At 72.1% G+C, this 16163-nt stretch carries 14 protein-coding genes; all 14 read right to left on the reverse strand.

Annotation, left to right across the window (positions count from 1 at the left end; translation table 11 throughout):
- Positions 1-16: 16 nt before the first annotated feature.
- Entirely contained in the window at positions 17-934 is a 918-nt protein-coding gene (locus R4P08_RS11360) for a DivIVA domain-containing protein (protein ID WP_317813961.1), read from the reverse strand.
- A gap of 133 nt (positions 935-1067) precedes the next feature.
- Positions 1068-1367, reverse strand: a complete 300-nt coding sequence (locus R4P08_RS11365) for a YggT family protein (RefSeq protein WP_317813962.1) — start codon at positions 1365-1367, stop codon at positions 1068-1070.
- Between the two features lie 59 nt (positions 1368-1426).
- Positions 1427-2125 (reverse strand): cell division protein SepF, encoded by a 699-nt coding sequence (locus tag R4P08_RS11370; protein WP_317813963.1) that lies wholly within the window; start codon positions 2123-2125, stop codon positions 1427-1429.
- A 71-nt stretch (positions 2126-2196) separates the two neighbouring features.
- On the reverse strand, positions 2197-2925 hold the full coding sequence (locus R4P08_RS11375) for a YggS family pyridoxal phosphate-dependent enzyme (RefSeq protein WP_317813964.1): 729 nt from the start codon (positions 2923-2925) through the stop codon (positions 2197-2199).
- A gap of 28 nt (positions 2926-2953) precedes the next feature.
- Positions 2954-3676, reverse strand: coding sequence for a peptidoglycan editing factor PgeF (gene pgeF / locus R4P08_RS11380; protein ID WP_317813965.1), 723 nt, complete (start codon positions 3674-3676; stop codon positions 2954-2956).
- 8 nt (positions 3677-3684) lie between these two features.
- Positions 3685-4878: a cell division protein FtsZ gene (gene ftsZ, locus R4P08_RS11385; RefSeq protein WP_317813966.1), complete on the reverse strand. Its 1194-nt coding sequence runs from the start codon at positions 4876-4878 to the stop codon at positions 3685-3687.
- A 205-nt stretch (positions 4879-5083) separates the two neighbouring features.
- Entirely contained in the window at positions 5084-5908 is an 825-nt protein-coding gene (locus R4P08_RS11390) for a cell division protein FtsQ/DivIB (protein WP_317813967.1), read from the reverse strand.
- Positions 5909-5911: 3 nt separating this feature from the next.
- The gene (murC, locus tag R4P08_RS11395; protein ID WP_317814087.1) at positions 5912-7402 is read right to left on the reverse strand and encodes a UDP-N-acetylmuramate--L-alanine ligase; all 1491 of its coding nucleotides are present in this window, start codon (positions 7400-7402) and stop codon (positions 5912-5914) included.
- Positions 7403-7455: 53 nt separating this feature from the next.
- Complete coding sequence (murG, locus tag R4P08_RS11400; RefSeq protein WP_317813969.1) at positions 7456-8589, reverse strand: undecaprenyldiphospho-muramoylpentapeptide beta-N-acetylglucosaminyltransferase; 1134 nt, start codon at positions 8587-8589, stop codon at positions 7456-7458.
- Positions 8586-10358, reverse strand: coding sequence for a putative lipid II flippase FtsW (gene ftsW / locus R4P08_RS11405; protein WP_317813970.1), 1773 nt, complete (start codon positions 10356-10358; stop codon positions 8586-8588). Before ftsW ends, murG begins: the two co-directional genes overlap by 4 nt.
- A 4-nt stretch (positions 10359-10362) precedes the next feature.
- Positions 10363-11940, reverse strand: a complete 1578-nt coding sequence (murD, locus tag R4P08_RS11410; protein WP_317813971.1) for a UDP-N-acetylmuramoyl-L-alanine--D-glutamate ligase — start codon at positions 11938-11940, stop codon at positions 10363-10365.
- Positions 11937-13031 (reverse strand): phospho-N-acetylmuramoyl-pentapeptide-transferase, encoded by a 1095-nt coding sequence (gene mraY / locus R4P08_RS11415; protein ID WP_317813972.1) that lies wholly within the window; start codon positions 13029-13031, stop codon positions 11937-11939. The genes murD and mraY overlap by 4 nt, the downstream gene beginning before the upstream one ends.
- Positions 13028-14533 carry a UDP-N-acetylmuramoyl-tripeptide--D-alanyl-D-alanine ligase gene (locus tag R4P08_RS11420; protein ID WP_317813973.1) on the reverse strand — a complete coding sequence of 502 codons (1506 nt, stop codon included), beginning with the start codon at positions 14531-14533 and terminating at the stop codon, positions 13028-13030. Before R4P08_RS11420 ends, mraY begins: the two co-directional genes overlap by 4 nt.
- A complete protein-coding gene (locus R4P08_RS11425) occupies positions 14530-16089 on the reverse strand; it encodes a UDP-N-acetylmuramoyl-L-alanyl-D-glutamate--2,6-diaminopimelate ligase (protein WP_317813974.1) in 1560 nt (519 codons plus the stop codon). The genes R4P08_RS11420 and R4P08_RS11425 overlap by 4 nt, the downstream gene beginning before the upstream one ends.
- Positions 16090-16163: the final 74 nt, after the last annotated feature.

A 16163-nucleotide genomic window follows, 5' to 3' on the forward strand; every position in this document is an offset into this window, starting at 1 on the left:
CGGATGTGGGAGTGGACTACTCGGCGCGGTGGCCGCCGTCCTTCTTGGAACCCTGATCGGGCGCGCCGGCGTTCTCCGCGGGTGCGGACGGGGCGGCCGATCCGGACTTGCCCAGCTCGGAGAGCTGGTTCTCGAGGTAGCTGGTGAGCCGGTTGCGGTAGTCCTTCTCGAAGGTCCGCAGCTGGTCGATCCGACCCTCGAGCACGCCACGCTGCTGGTTGATGGTGGCCATGATCTCGGTGTGCTTGCGCTCGGCGTCGGCCTGCAGCGCGTCGGCCTTGGCCTGAGCTTCCTTGATCTGCTGCTCCGACCGGCTCTGCGCGTCCTTGACGATCCCGTCGGACTTGGTCTTGGCCTCGGAGAGGATCCGGTCGGCTTCCTTACGGGCGTCGCCGACCTTCTTCTCGGACTGCGACTTGGCGTCGCTGACCAGACGGTCGGACTCGCCACGGGCCTTGGCCATGAGGCCGTCGGACTCCTTCTTGGCCTCCCCGGTGAGCCTGTCGGCCATCTCCTGCGCCATGGCCAGGACGCGAGCCGCACGCAGATGCGTGTCGTTGTTGGCCGCGCCGCTGTCCGCGGCCTTGGCGAGCGACGGGGTCGCTGCCGCGGGAGCGGGGGTGGCCACCGGGGCGGCGGCGGGCGCGGGGGTGGGCGTAGGAGCCTGCGGCTGCTCGACGCGGCCGGCACCCGAGCCGCCCGCGGAGTCACCGGAGGTCTTGCCACCCTTGTCGGCGGACTTGCGGGCCTTCTCGAGGTCCTTGTTCAACTCCTCCACCCGCTGGCGGAGGTCGTCGTTCTCTTCTACGAGGCGGCCGAGCTCCTGCTCTACCAGGTCGAGGAACTGATCGACCTCGTCCTCGTTGTAACCGCGCTTACCGATCGGCGGCTTGGAGAACGCGACGTTGTGCACATCTGCTGGCGTCAACGGCATGGGATACCCCTTGTGGTCGTCTCGGGTGCCGGCCCGGCATATTGGCACCGGACCCACGACTTCATTACTACCTTAACGCGTGCCAATCTAGTCACAATCGAACCCGCGCGTCACTACCGGCCTGCTATCCGCCTCACCCGACGCTCGCCATGAGTCCGCGCAGGATCACCTGGATGACGATGATGATCACGAAGAGCACCAGCACGGACAGATCCAGGGACACCTGGCCGATCCGCACCGGCTTGATCACCTTGCGCAAGGCCTTGACCGGCGGGTCCGTGATGGTGAACAACCACTCGAGGATCACCGCGAAGAAGCCCCGCGGGCTCCATCCACGGGAGAACGAGGTGATCATCTCCACCACGATCCTGGCCAGGAGCAGGTACCAGAAGACCTGGGTGATGATGTAGAGGACTAGCAGGGTTTCAACCACGGGACAACCCTACTGGCACCCGCGGGCGCGGCGCCGTCGGCACTCGTATCGCCGCTGACTCAGCGACGGAAAGCGCCGTTGACGGCGTCACGGATCTCGGCCTCGGTGAGGTCCATCCCGGCCGGCTGGAGCAGGAAGGTGCGCTCACGGTCCGCGACCTTCTCCATACGCCCGTCGAGCCCGAACACCAGCCCGGCGGCGAAGTCCACCATGCGGCGAGCGTCGCCGGAGGCCATGGTCGACAGATCCAGGACCACCGCGCGACCGGCGCGGAAGTGCTCGCCGAGGCTCTTGCCGTCGCCGAAGTTACGGGGCCGCTCGACCACGGTCTCGGGAACCGTCACCAGCCCGTCCTCCACAAAATCCTCGGCCGGCGCCAGCGCCACGGCGCCGCGGGTCGCGGGGACTCCGCGCAGCGAGGCGCGGGCTCCGGCCTCGGCGGCGTGGTAGCGGCGCGGGCGCGGGGCGGGCTCGTCGAATCCCGGACGGTGGCGCCGGTCGGGGACGGGCTCCTCGATCGGGTCGAGGTCGGCCGGCCGGGCACGGGGCGCCGGCTCGTCGCCGAAGCGGTCCGCGGCGTAGCCGTAGTCCTCCCGGCGATCGCGGGCGACCGGGCCGAGGTCGTCGGCCTCGTGCACCGCGCGGGGGCCACGGATGTCGTGGTGGACCGGGCGGTCGTAGTCGTCGAGGTACTCGTCCTCGTACGCCGCGACCGGCGCCATTCCGAAGTACTCCTTGAACCGGGCGATTGCACTCATCTTCCGGGGACCTTCCTGATACGGGGTCGTCGCGGGCTGTTCGTCGCGGGGCAGCCCCACGATCCTGGAGTTCAAACTACTGGCCGGGGCCCGAGGATGGCCGTTCCGACACGCACGCAGGTCGAACCCGCGGCGATGGCGGACTCGAGATCCCCGGACATACCGGCGGAGAACTCCTCCGCGCCGGGATGGTCGAGTCGTAGTGCCGCCGCCACCTCGGCCGCGTCGGCGAAGTGAGCGGCCGGATCACCCTCGAGCGGGGGCACCACCATGAGCCCGGCCAGGCGCAGGTGCCCGAGCCCGGCGACGTGGTCGGCGAGCTCGGGGAGGTCCGCGCGGGCGACCCCGCCGCGGGAGGTGTCGCCGTCGAGGCTCAACTGGAGGAGCACCGGCAGCGGCTCGACCCCGTCCCGCTCCGAGGCCGCCCGGGCGCGACCCTTCTCCAGGCCGCTCGCGACCTTGGCCGAGTCCACCGAGTGGACGCGGTCCGCCCAACCGGCCACGGAGGCGGCCTTGTTGGACTGGATGTGGCCGATCATGTTCCAGCGCACGCCGCCGGCCAGTTCCGGCTCGGCGGCCGACAGGTCGGCCACCTTGGCGGCCGCCTCCTGGACGCGGTTCTCCCCCAGGTCGTGGACGCCGAGGCGGGCGAGCCGTGCGACGTCGTTGACGGGATGGAACTTGGTGACGACGACGAGGTCCACCCGGTCGTCCCGGCCCGCGGCCGCCAGCGCCGCGTCGAGGCGCTGACGGGTCTCGGCCAGCCGCGCGGCCAGCTCCTCGGTCCGGGGATCGGTCATGTCCACCTCTGCCCTGTTCACTTCCGCGTCACCCCTGCCGCCAGATCACACTGGCCTGGCGCCCGGTGCGCCCCTGCCGACGATAGGAGAAGAGTGTCTCCTCGGCGATGGTGCAGCGCGGATCGGAGTCCACCCGGCTGACCCCGAGGCCGGCCAGTTGGAGTTTGATCCCCGCCCGCAGGTCCACCCCGGCGGTGCCGGCGACGGTCTGGGTCAGGCTGCCGGGCAGCGCTGCCTCGACCTCGTCCGCGAGTTCGTCCGGGAGCTCGTAGTGGCGACCCGTGGCCGCCGGCCCCAGGAGCACGGTGATCCGCTCGGCATCGGCCCCGAGCGAGGTCATGGCCCCGATCAGCGACGGGATGATCCCGGCGACCGCGCCCTTGCGCCCGGCGTGGACGGCACCGATCACCCCGGCCACCTCATCCGCGGCGAGGACCGGCACGCAGTCGGCGGTGAGCACCGCGAGGGCCAGGCCCGGGCGGTCCGTCACCAGACCGTCGGTGGCCGGGACCGCGCCGCCCGGCGAGCGGGTGACGCGCGCGATCCGGGTTCCGTGGACCTGGTCCATCCACACCACGTCGGATTGGGGCAGGCCGATCCGGCGCGCGAGGCGGGCCCGGTTTGTCGAGACCGCCGCGGGGGCGTCCCCGACGTGGTCGCCGAGGTTGAACGAGGCGAAGTCGCCCGAGGAGGCGCCGCCGCGGCGGTCGGTGATCACCCGGCGGACCCGGCCGGGGCCGTTGGAGGCCATGACCGGCGTCAGTGCCGCATGAAGGGCGGGACGTCGATGTCGTCGTCCTCGTCCCGGCGGCGCGAACCCGCATAGCCGGAATCCGCCTGCGTCGGGGCCTCGTCGCGGCGCTCCTCGCGACGGCGTCCGTCGAGGGGGGTCGATCCGAGACCGGAGGCACCGCCGGTGTCGCCGGAGGCGCCGGGGACCGACTCGTCGTCGTCGATGTGGTGGCGACCGCGGCGCGGCTGACCCCCACCCGCGGTGACCGGACGGGAACCGCCGTCGAACCCGGCGGCGATGACGGTCACGCGGACCTCGTCGCCGAGGGAGTCGTCCACGACGGTGCCGAAGATGATGTTGGCGTCCGGGTGCGCCTCCTCCTGGACGAGCGTGGCGGCCTCGTTGATCTCGAACAGCCCCAGGTCGCTACCACCGGCGATCGACATGAGCACGCCCTTGGCGCCCTCCATGGTGGTCTCGAGCAGCGGCGAATTGATGGCGGCCTCGGCGGCCTTGTACGCCCGCCCCTCCCCGCGCGAGGAGCCGATGCCCATGAGCGCACTGCCGGCGCCGGACATGACGCCCTTGACGTCGGCGAAGTCCACGTTGATCACGCCGGGGGTGGTGATGAGGTCGGTGATGCCCTGGACACCGTTGAGCAGGACCTGGTCGGCGGTCTTGAACGCCTCCATCATGGACACGCCGGCGTCGCCGAGCTGGAGCAGTCGGTCGTTGGGGATCACGATGAGCGTGTCGCAGGCCTCGCGCAGGCCCTCGATGCCCGCCTCGGCCTGACCGCCGCGCCGCTTGCCCTCGAAGGAGAACGGGCGGGTGACCACGCCGACGGTGAGCGCGCCGAGCTTGCGCGCGATGGCCGCGACGACCGGCGCGCCGCCGGTACCGGTGCCGCCGCCCTCGCCGGCCGTGACGAAGACCATGTCGGCCCCCTTGAGGACCTCCTCGATCTCGTCCTTGTGGTCCTCGGCGGCTTTGCGGCCGACCTCGGGGTCGGCGCCGGCGCCCAGGCCGCGGGTCAGTTCGCGGCCCACGTCGAGCTTGACGTCGGCGTCGGACATGAGCAGCGCCTGCGCATCGGTGTTCACCGCGATGAACTCGACGCCCTTGAGGCCCTCGTCGATCATCCTGTTGACGGCGTTGACGCCGCCGCCCCCGATTCCGACGACCTTGATGACTGCGAGGTAGTTGTGCGGAGAGCTCATCGAGGCCCGGCCTTCCTGATGGGGGTGTCGTGCTGATGGGGGTGTCGTACTCGGTTGAAGTCTGTCTCGGCGATAGACGCTCGACCGTCAACTCTCACCCTCTAGTTGAGGGTTAAACTTGCTGGTCAGAGGCTGTTTCCGCCGTCTGGTCACACGGTAGGGGCAGCGGCCCCACGCGTCCACGAGGCTCGCGGGCGTGTCGGCTCTAACGCGACGCGGGCAGGGCCGGATTGGACACGTTCCAGGTCTCGCCCGGCTGTCCGAGGACCATCCGCAGAGCGACCGCCTTCTCGTGGTCGCGTCCCGCGGCCCCCCACTCCACCGTCCGGCCGTCGAGCAGGGTGAGCACGATCGACGCCGGGGTCTCGACCCTGACCGAGGCGATCTCCTGGCCCGCGGTGCCGCGGACCTCGGCGAACACGGTCGACAGATCACGCACGACCGCCGGCAGTTCTTCCCGCGAGTCCTCACCCACGGTGAGCAGCGGCGTGCCGGGCGGCGGCTCCCCCTGCCCGAAGTCGATCCCCTGGCCGTCGACCAGGTGCTGCGCGCCGTCCACCTCGACCACCACCAGCGCGGTCCGCTCGATCAGCTCGATCCGCAGACCCGAGGGGTAGTCGCGGGTGACGGTGACCTGATCCACCCGGGGGATCCCGGCCACGCGTCGCGCGACCGCGTGCGTGTCCACCTGCAGCAGCGGCGTCCCGGGGGCCACCGCGGCGCGCTCCGTCACCGCTTCTGCCGGGATGGTCCGGGTTCCGACCACCCGCACGTCACGCACGGAGAAGACCGGCAGGAAGTACAGCGCCACGTACCCGATCAGCACCACGACCAGGGCGATGCCGAGCCCGGCGTAGACGCGGTTGGTCCGACGGCGGCGCCTGCGCAACGTGGCCCGCACCGACGGGTCGGAGTGCCGGACCCGCTCATCGGAGCGGCTCACGGTGGCGGCGGTGATCCTCCGGTCGTGATCGTCGGAGGTCGTCGGCTCCGTCTGGTCGTCCGGCGCCTCGAGGGGCTCGTCCGTCACAGCTCAGCCCTTGTCCTGAACCCGCTGCGGGCCCGCAAGTCCGGCCACGATCCGGGGGCCGAGAGTGGTGATGTCGCCGGCGCCGAGGGTGAAGATGACGTCGCCGGGCCGGGCGATGTCGCGCACCGTCGCCAGGGCCGCGTCGAGATCCGGGACATGGTGGACAGGAACAGAGTGGACAGGGACGTGCTGGTGGGCCGCATCGTGCTGGGGCGCATTGTGGAACGCTGCGGAGACGTGGCGCGCGATGAGTCCGCCGTCGACACCGGGCTCGGGCTGCTCCCGCGCCCCGTAGACGTCGAGCACCACGACCTCGTCGGCCAGCGACAGCGCCCGCCCGAACTCCTCGGCGAAGATCCGGGTGCGGGAGTACAGGTGGGGCTGGAAGACCGCCACCAGCCGGCCGCCCTCGGCGGCGACGATCTCCCGCCCGGCGCCCAGGACGGCCGTCACCTCGGTCGGGTGGTGCGCGTAGTCGTCGTAGACGCGGACCAGCCCGCCGTCGACCTCGACCGTGCCCTTGGGTTCGAACCGGCGTCCCACGCCCCCGAAGCCGGACAGGCCGGACAGGAAGCCGTCCACATCGACCCCGGCTTCCGCGCCGACCTCCCTCGCCGCCAGCAACGCGGCGAGCGCGTTGAGCGCCATGTGTTCACCCGGGGTGCCCACGTGCAGCTGGCCGCGGGGCCGGCCGTCGAGGGTGAGCTCGGCGCGGGTCCCGTCCGAGTCCACGACGATCCCGGTCAACTCCCCCGCCACGGGCAGGTCCGTCCCCGGCCCCGTCGCGGTGCGGTAGCCGAGCAGTCGGACGCCCGCGGCGGCCGCGCGGCGCGCCCGCTCGACGGCTCCCGCGTCATCGAGGCAGACGACCAACGCGCCGGTCGACGGGATGCGGGCGAGGAAGGTGTCGAAGACCTCGAAGTAGGCCTCCGCGGTGCCGAAGTGGTCGAGGTGGTCGGGTTCGGCGTTGGTCAGGATCACCACGTCGGGTTGGTAGTGCATCAGGGAGCCGTCGGATTCGTCGGCCTCCGCCACGAACACGGGGTCGGTGCCGCCGCGTGCGTTGGTGCCGAACTGCAGGACGGTGCCGCCGACCGCGAAGGACGGGTCCGCGCCGGCGGCGATCATGCCCGCGATGAGCATGGACGTGGTGGAGGTCTTGCCGTGCGTGCCGCAGACCATGATCGACCGGCCGGTCCGGGCGAGATGCCCCAGGACCTGCGACCGGGTGACGACGGGGATCCCTGCCGCCCTCGCCGCCGCCATCTCCGGGTTGTCCACGGGGATCGCGGCCTTGGAGATCACGACGATCTCCGGCGGGGCGCCGAGCGCCTCGAGCGCCGCGGCATCGTGGCCCACCCGGACCACCGCGCCCCGGCCCTCGAGCGCGCGCAGCTCGGCTGAGTCGCGGGCGTCACTGCCCGAGACCGCCACGCCGTGGTCGAGCAGGATCCGGGCGACGGCGGACATGCCCGCCCCACCGATCCCGATCATGTGTACCCGGGTCAGGGTGGCGGGAACTGCGTCCTGGGGAGTGCTGCTGTGGCTCAACGCCGGGCCTTTCCGGCGGCGTCGAGCGCGATCCGTGCCACGACCTCCGCCGCATCTCGGGAGCCGCCGCCGACGGCGGCCGCGGACATGTTCTGGAGGCGGTCCGGGTCCAGTGCCAGTGGCAGGACGGTGGACCGCAGGTAGTCGGGGGTGAGCGCCGCGTCCTCGACGATCAGCGCGGCGCCGCCGGCCACCAGGTCGCGCGCGTTGAGCGCCTGCTCCCCGTTGCCGTGCGGGAGCGGGACGAACACGGCGGGCAGGCCGACCGCGGACACCTCGGCCACCGTGATGGCCCCCGACCGGCACAGGATCAGGTCCGCCGCCGCGTACGCCAGGTCCATCCGGTCCAGGTACGGCACTGTCACATATGCCGGGCCCACAGATGCCGGATCGTCCCCGTTGACGCGGGGCGCGTCGTCGACGTTCTTGGGCCCCACCGCGTGGAGCACGCCCACGCCGGCACGGGAGAACTCCTGCGCGACCCCCGCCATCGCGGTGTTGAGCGACCTCGCGCCCTGGGACCCGCCCACCACCAGCACCGTGGGCGCGTGGGGGTCCAGGCCGAAGGCCTTCCGGGCCTCGGCGCGCAGCGCCGCCCGGTCGAGGGTGGCCACCGATCTCCGGACCGGGTTGCCCACCACCCGGGCGTCGAGACCCGAGTCGCTGACGGCCGCCAGGGTCGCCACCGCGAACCGCGCGCCGAGCTTGTTGGCGATCCCCGCGCGTGCGTTGGCCTCGTGCACCACGATCGGGACGCGGCCCCTGGTGGCGGCAGCGGCTAGGTAGACGGGAACGCAGGCGTATCCGCCGAAACCCACCACGACGTCCGCCTCGGTCCGGCGGAGCACGTCCCGGGCGCCACGGACCGCCCGCACGAGTCGCCCGGGCAGCCGGAAGAGGTCGCCGCCGACGCTCCGGGGCAGGGGCACGGGGTCGACCAGCTCGAGCGGGAACCCCCGGCGTGGGACCAGTTCGGTCTCCAGTCCCCTGGGGGTGCCGACGGCGGTGACGCGCGCGGTCGGATCGAGAACTGCGACGGCCTCACCCACGGCGAGTGCGGGCTCGATGTGTCCGGCGGTTCCACCGCCCACGACCAGCACCGAGGGACCGCCGGTGCGGGGGGCGCTCATCGCTCCCGACCCCGGTGGATCGAACTCGGCCTGGCGGAAGCGGGCGACTGCCGCGTCCCGGAGTCGGGCGCCGGCGGCCGGGGCTGGCGACGCTCCGCCTCCCGCTCACGGACCGGCCGGGCGGTCCGGCCGGTCATGGCGGTGGCGCCGCGGCGACGGTCACGAGCGGCGTCGGCCGGGCTCGGCATCGACTCGTACGCCGGGGCCGTGGGCGCACCGCGGGCCGGGCGCGGCACCGGCGCCGGCTGTGCGGCCCCACGGCCGGATCCGGACCTGTCCCGGCCCGAGGAGGTAGACGATCGTGGCGCAGCCGGTCGCGCAGCAGACGTACGTGCGGCAGACGGGCGTGCGGCAGACGGGCGTGCGGCAGACGACTGCCCATCGGACGGGCGAGAGGCGGACTGCCGGGTGACGGGCTCTCCGTAGCGTCGGGCGCCAGCACTCGACCGGCCGGGGACTGCCGAGGCGGGGACCGGGCGATCAGGGGTGTACGGACGCGGGTTCGGGAGGGAGAACCACCGCCGACGGCGGCGCTCCGGCGAACTGAGGATCGCGGAGATGGCCTCGGGCTCGTGCCGCGCGCAATTGGCCAGGATGCCCAGGGAGGCCAGCGTGACGACCGCCGAGGTGCCACCATTGGAGATCAGGGGCAACTGGAGGCCGGTGACGGGCAACAGGCCCACCACGTAGCCGATGTTGATGAACGCCTGGAGCACGACCGTCGCGGTGATCGTCCCGGCCAGCAGCCGCCGGAACGGGTCCACCGACCGCAGCGCGATCCGCATGCCCGCCCACCCCAGAGCCAGGTACAGCGACACCACCACCACGGCGCCGAACCAGCCCAGTTCCTCGCCGATGATCGCGAAGATGAAGTCGTTGGTGGCCTCGGGCAGGTAGAACCACTTGGCGCTGGACTGGCCCAGACCGACGCCGAAGAGACCGCCCTCGGCCAGGGAGAGCATCCCCTGATACGACTGGTAGGCCGAACCCTGCGGGTTGGAGAAGTCGCCGACGAACGTGTCGAAGAACGTCCTGATCCGCTCGAACCGGTAGGCGAAGGCCAGGGCGAGCGCGCCGAACACCGCGGTGCCGACCGCGATGACCAGGACGAAGTGGCGGGTCGGGTAGCCGGCGAACCACAGCAGGCACAGGAATGCGATGGTCACCGCAGTGGCCATGCCGAGGTCGGGGGCCACGACGACGAGGCCGGCGACCACGCCGTACCCCACGACGGCCGGGAAGAGCAGGTCGAGCCAGTACCCGGTGCGCATCCGCTTGGCCACCGTCGCGGACGCCCAGATGATGAACGCGAACTTAGCGATCTCCGCCGGCTGGATGGAGAAGATCTTGAGGTCGATCCACCCGCGGGAGCCGTTGACCTCGGAGCCCACCCCGGGCAGGAGGACCACGACGAGCAGGGCGATCGCGACCACCAGCAGCGGGAGGGCGGCCTTGCGGAGGAGTTCGAGCCGCATCCGCAGGGCCACCATGAACCCCACCCAGCCGATCATCACGAACATCGCCTGACGCAGGAAGATGTCGAACGGGGTGCCGCCGCCGGAGAACGCCAGGACGTTGGAGCTCGAGAGCACCATGCCGAGTCCGATCACGGTGAGCAGGCAGGTGACCACCATGACCACGTGATAGGAGGTCAGCGGCGCGCGGTTGATCGCGGCCAGGGGTGCGGCGATGCGCCCCAGCAGGTCCGGCCGGTGCTCGGCGTCGGCTCCCGTGCGGTCGCCTGAGCGAGCGGGTTCTTCGAGTGCCATGCCCCTACCTTCCGGCCACGCGGCCCACGGCGAGGACGAAGCTGCGCCCCCGGTGGCCGTAATCGGTGAACATGTCCATCGACGCGGCGGCGGGGGCGAGCAACACGGTGTCGCCTCCGGTGGCCATCCGTGCGGCCTCGGCGACCGCTCGGTCCATCGTCCGCTGCGGCTCGTCGGGATCCGCAACGTCGTCATCGTCTCCCGAGGCCAGCTCCACCACGGGGACCGCCGGCGCGTGTCGGGACAATGCCTCGGCGATCCTCCCGCGGTCCCGGCCCATCAGGACCACACCGCGGAGGACGCCTGCCACCTCCGCTACCAGCGGGTCGACGTCGGCGCCCTTGAGCAGGCCGCCCGCGATCCACACCATCATCCCGCCGGCGAGCAGCGAGGTGCGCGCGGCGTGCGGGTTGGTGGCCTTGGAGTCGTCCACGTACCGGACGTCGCCCGGAGTATCGACGAGCTCGGCACGGTGGGCACCCACGGTGAAGCCCCGCAGTGCGTTCGCCACGTTCTCGGGTCGCGCCCCGACGGCCATCGCGACGGCCGCGGCGCAGAGCGCGTCGAGGACGCCGGCGGGCCCGGGCGGGCGGACGTCGACAGCCGGCAGCAGCGCCGCCTCGTCGTCGTCGTGGTCGTGGGCGTTCGGGAGCCGCGCGGTGAGCACACCGTCGACCACCCCGAACTCCCCCGGGCCGGGGGCGCCCAGCCGCACCGCGATCTTCGTGGCAGCAGGGGCGGCGGACAGCAGGCGGGAGGCGCGCTCGTCGTCGACGCCGGCCACCGCCACCCGACCGGTCAGGACCTGCGCCTTGGCGCGGGCGTAGGCCTCCATCGAACCGTGCCAGTCCAGGTGGTCCTCGGCGATGTTGAGCACCACGCCCACGTCGGGCCGGCAGCGGGGCGCCCAGTGGAGCTGGAAGCTGGAGAGTTCGGCGGCGAGGACGTCGACCCGCGGCTCGGTCAGCAGGACGTCGGTCACCGGCAGTCCGATGTTGCCGCACGCGCGCACGGCCATCCCGGCATCGAGGCAGATCGCCTCGAGCATCGAGGTGGTGGTGGTCTTGCCGTTGGTGCCGGTCACCGCGAGCCACGTGCGGCGCGGTCCGAACAGCTCGGCGTCGTCGGCACGCCAGGCCAACTCCACATCGCCCCACACCGCGATGCCAGCCTCCGCGGCAGCGACGAGCAGCGGCGAGTCCGGACGCCAGCCGGGGCTGGTGACGACCAGGTCGACGCCCTCGGCTGCACCGGCTGAGTCGGCCGCACCGCCGGCGCCGATCAGCTCGGCCGCGCGATCGAGGTCGATGCCCGCGCAGTCCACCCCGTCCGGCAGGGCCGCGCGGAGGAGCGCGACCGCCTCGGGTCGCGAGTCGGCCACCACCGGCTCGGCGCCGAGGGCGTGGAGGATCCGGACCGCTCCGGGACCCGAGACCCCGGCACCGAGCACCAGTGCCCGGGCGCCGGCGAGCGCGCGGACGTCCACGTCGGGCTGGGCCACCGTGTTGTCGGGCGCCGTGTTGTCGGGCGCCGTGTGGCCGGGCGCCGTGTGGTCGGGCATCGCGTTCTCGGGCACGGTCATCCCGTCGAGCTCGCGAGCCAGTTGCCGTAGAACAGCGCGATGGCCAGGCCGCAGGAGATGGCCACCAGGAGCCAGAACCGGATGGTCACCGTGGTCTCCTTCCAGCCACCGTTCTCGAAGTGGTGATGGATGGGGGTCATCCGGAAGGGCCGACGGCCGGTCGTGCGGAAGGCCACGACCTGGATGAGCACCGAGACGAACTCCATCACGAAGACCGCGCCCACGACCACCATGAGCAGTTCCGTGCGCGAGACCACGGACACACCGGCGACGATGCCGCCCAGGAACATCGAGCCCGTGTCGCCCATGAAGATCTTGGCCGGCGCCGCGTTCCACCACAGGAAGCCCAGGCAGGCGCCGAGGGCGGCCGAGCACACCACCGCGATGTCGAGCGGATCCCTGACCTGGTAGCAGCCGGAGAGGTCCACCCCCTCGGCTGTGGAGAAGCACGAGTACCGGAACTGCCAGAAGCTGAACACCACGTACGTGCCCATCACCATCGCGACCGAACCGGCGGCCAGGCCGTCGAGCCCGTCGGTGAAGTTGACCGCGTTGGACCAGCCGTAGACCAGGATGACGATGAAGATGAGGAAGACGACGACGGGGAAGGTCACGGCGACGAAGTCCCGCACATAGCTCAGCGACCGGCTGGCCGGCGTGAGCCCGTCGGCGTTGCGGAACCCCAGCGCGAGGATGCCGAACGCGAGAGCTGCGAGCACCTGGCCGATGGTCTTGGACAGGATGCCCAGGCCCTTGTTCTGCCGCTTGAACACCTTGAGACCGTCGTCGATGAACCCGACGAGTCCCAGCGCGGTGGCCAGCCCCAGGATGAGCAGCCCGGAGGCGGTGAACCCGCCGCCACCCACCGTGAACTGACCGATCAGCCCGGCCACGATGTACCCGAGCCAGACCGCGATGAGGATCGCGATCCCGCCCATGTTGGGGGTCCCGCGCTTGCTCATGTGGGACTTGGGTCCCTCGAGACGGATCTCCTGCCCGTAGCCCTGCCGGCGGAAATAGATGATCAGCATCGGTGTGAGGAAGATGCTCACCACAAAGCCCACGATGCCTGCGACCATGATCTGGGTCATTGCGACTTCTCCTCACCACGCGTCGCGAGCAGGTGCTCGGCGACGCTCCACAGTCCGACGGCCGACGAGGCCTTGACCAGCACCACGTCCCCTGGCTCCACGCGGTCGTCGAGGACCGCGATCGCCTCCTCGGCGGAGTCGACATGCTCCGCCTCGCTGCCCCACGATCCCTCCTGGATCGCCCCCTGGAACAGGGCCCTCTGGGGCCGACCCCGTCCCACCACCACGAGCTGGGACACATCGAGCCGGACCAGGAAGCGCCCCACGAGGTCGTGCTCCGTCACCGAGTCCTCGCCGAGTTCGGCCATCTCGCCCAGCACGGCCCAGGTCCGACGGTGTCCCCCGCCCGCCCGGGCCATGAGGGCCAGCGATTTGAGTGCGGCGCGCATGGAATCGGGGTTGGCGTTGTATGAATCGTTGATGACGGTGACGCCGTCGGCGGTGGCGCGCACGTCCATCCGGCGAGCCGAGGCCGCGGCGGCGGTGCCGAGCGCGGCAGCGATCGCGTCGACGCCCATGCCGCAGGCCAGACCGACCGCGGCGGCCGAGAGGGCGTTGCCCACCTGATGTTCGCCGTGGACGCGCAGGGCCACGTCGGCCGCGCCTTGGGGAGCGATCAGTCGGAACGAGGCGCGCACCTCGTCGTCGAGCGTCACGTTCTCCGCGCGCACGTCCGCGGACCGGCCCAGACCCACCGTCACCACCCCGGCGGCCGTCCGGCCGGCCATGGCGGAGACCCGCTCGTCGTCGGCGTTGAGCACGGCGACGCCGCCCCGGGCGGCGTCGGGCAGCGCCTCGACCAGCTCGCCCTTGGTGGCGGCAATGACGTCGCGCGACCCGAACTCACCGAGGTGGGCGGTCCCCACGTTGAGTACGACGCCGATCTTCGGCGGCGCGATGGCCGCGAGCTCGGCGATGTTGCCGGGGGCGCGCGCGCTCAGCTCGAGCACGAGGAAGTCGGTGGTCTCGTCGGCGCGCAGCGCGGTCCAGGGGTGGCCGATCTCGTTGTTGAACGACCCGGGCGGGGCCACGACCGTGCCGGCCGCGGCCAGGACCGCGCCGACGAGGTCCTTGGTACTGGTCTTGCCGGACGACCCCGTGATCCCCACCACCACGAGCCCGTGGTCGGCGACGAGCCGGTCCACGCTGGCGCGGGCGAGCGCGCCGAGAGCGGCGAGGACAGCCGCGCCGGAACCGTCCGAGTCGGCGGCCAGAGCCATGGCGTTGCTCGTACGCCGGTCGACGGGCGGCACCACGATCTGGGCGCCGGACACCCCGGCCACCTCGCGGGCGACGAGCGCGGCCGCGGCTCCCTGACCGAGGGCCCGGGCGACGAACTCGTGGCCGTCGACGCGCTCGCCGGGCAGCGCCAGGAACAGTCCACCGGTCTCGAGACGACGCGAGTCGAACTCGACCGATCCGGTCACGGGCGTCGACGGGTCGCCTCCGACCAACCGACCGCCGACGATCCCGGCGATCTGGCCGAGGGTGAGGTCGATCATGAGGTGCTGTCCTCCGTCTCGCCCGGTGAGGCGGTGTACTCCAGGCGTCTGATGAGTTCTTCTGCTGCGCGGGTCCGGTCGTCGAAGGGGAACACCGTACCGGCGACCTCCTGCCCGGTCTCGTGACCCTTACCCGCGATCACCACGACGTCGCCGGTGCGCGCCCAGCCGATGGCGGTCGCGATCGCGAGGCCCCGGTCCCCGATCTCCTCGACCCGGGTGCGGCCGCCCGCCGCGGCCTCTGCCCCCGCGCGCACGGCGGCGCGGATCTCGGCCGGCTCCTCGCTGCGCGGGTTGTCGTCGGTCACCACCACCAGGTCGGCGACCTCCGCGGCAGCGGCCCCCATGAGGGGGCGCTTGCCCGGGTCCCTGTCCCCGCCGGCCCCGAGCACCACCGCGATCCGGCCCGCAGCCTGGGCGCGCACCGAACGCAGGACGGCGGCGACCGCACCAGGCTTGTGGGCGTAGTCCACGAGCACCCGGAAGTCCTGGCCCCGCACGATCGCCTCGAGCCGGCCCGGCACCCGGACGTGCTCCAGTCCGGCGGCGGCCGCCCGGACATTGGCGCCCAGGGCGTCGACGACCGCGAGGGCCACCAGGGCGTTGGCCACGTTGAACCGGCCGAGCAGCGGGAGTTCCACGTCCAGAACGAGATCGCGGGGCCCGTGCACGGTGAAGACCTGGGTGTCGCGGTCGGTGGTCGTGGACTCCCCCGCCGTCCAGTCCGCCGCCCGGCCCATCTCGGCGGAGACCGTCACGGCGTCCGGCCGCATCTCCACCAGCCGCCGGCCCCACTCGTCGTCGATCACCACGACAGCCCGGTCCGCCGGACGCACCGCCGACCCGGGGTCCGCCGACTCGTCGAAGAGACGGCACTTGGCCCGGAAGTAGTCGTCCATGCTCGGGTGGAAGTCCAGGTGGTCCTGGGAGAGATTGAGGAAGGCACCGACGGCGAAGCGGGTCCCGTCCACGCGTCCGAGACGCAGCGCGTGACTCGAGACCTCGGCGGCCACCGCGCGGGCGCCCTCGGTTCGCATGACGCTCAGGAGTGCCTGGAACTCCGGGGCCTCGGGTGTGGTGAGGCGGCTGGGGAGCGGCCGTCCGGCCACGCGGCTGCCCGTGGTCCCGATGATCCCGGCCACGTGGCCGCAGCCCTGGAGCGCGGCCTCGACGAGATACGAGGTGGTGGTCTTGCCCGAGGTGCCGGTGATGCCCACGACGTCGAGGTCCGCAGACGGGTCGCCGGCGACGGCGGCCGAGACCGCACCGAGGACGGAACGAGGGTCCGGGTGGACGAGGACCGGGACACTCTCGGCGGTCGGCCCCATCAGCTCGAGTCCCGCGAGGTCGGTCAGTACGGCCGAGGCCCCCGACTCCACCGCGGTCGCGCTGAACGAGGCCCCGTGGACCCGGGATCCGGGCAGCGCCGCGAAGAGCGTCCCGGGACCGGCGTCCTGGGCGCGGATCGTCGCGCCGGACAGGACGACGTCGGCTCCGCCGGTGTCTCCGAGCAGCGTGGCCCGCACCGCATCTGCAAGCTGTGCTGCTGTGGTCATGCCTGTCCTCGCCCCGCCTCTCGTTGTCCGCGACCTCCCGTGAACCCGCTACACGCTACCCTGCCGGACGTTGA

Source organism: Rhodococcus sp. IEGM 1408, from assembly GCF_033142235.1.
GTDB lineage: Bacteria > Actinomycetota > Actinomycetes > Mycobacteriales > Mycobacteriaceae > Dietzia.

Excerpts from the sequence above, each read along its gene's own strand:
- R4P08_RS11420 (WP_317813973.1), bottom strand. The coding sequence starts at position 14,533 with ATGATCGACCTCACCCTCGGCCAGATCGCCGGGATCGTCGGCGGTCGG.
- R4P08_RS11375 (WP_317813964.1), bottom strand. The coding sequence starts at position 2,925 with ATGACCGATCCCCGGACCGAGGAGCTGGCCGCGCGGCTGGCCGAGACC.
- R4P08_RS11360 (WP_317813961.1), bottom strand. The coding sequence starts at position 934 with ATGCCGTTGACGCCAGCAGATGTGCACAACGTCGCGTTCTCCAAGCCG.
- murG (WP_317813969.1), bottom strand. The coding sequence starts at position 8,589 with ATGAGCGCCCCCCGCACCGGCGGTCCCTCGGTGCTGGTCGTGGGCGGT.
- R4P08_RS11425 (WP_317813974.1), bottom strand. The coding sequence starts at position 16,089 with ATGACCACAGCAGCACAGCTTGCAGATGCGGTGCGGGCCACGCTGCTC.
- murD (WP_317813971.1), bottom strand. The coding sequence starts at position 11,940 with ATGACCGTGCCCGAGAACGCGATGCCCGACCACACGGCGCCCGGCCAC.
- mraY (WP_317813972.1), bottom strand. The coding sequence starts at position 13,031 with ATGACCCAGATCATGGTCGCAGGCATCGTGGGCTTTGTGGTGAGCATC.
- ftsW (WP_317813970.1), bottom strand. The coding sequence starts at position 10,358 with ATGGCACTCGAAGAACCCGCTCGCTCAGGCGACCGCACGGGAGCCGAC.
- pgeF (WP_317813965.1), bottom strand. The coding sequence starts at position 3,676 with ATGGCCTCCAACGGCCCCGGCCGGGTCCGCCGGGTGATCACCGACCGC.
- murC (WP_317814087.1), bottom strand. The coding sequence starts at position 7,402 with ATGATCGGGATCGGTGGGGCGGGCATGTCCGCCGTCGCCCGGATCCTG.
- R4P08_RS11370 (WP_317813963.1), bottom strand. The coding sequence starts at position 2,125 with ATGAGTGCAATCGCCCGGTTCAAGGAGTACTTCGGAATGGCGCCGGTC.
- ftsZ (WP_317813966.1), bottom strand. The coding sequence starts at position 4,878 with ATGAGCTCTCCGCACAACTACCTCGCAGTCATCAAGGTCGTCGGAATC.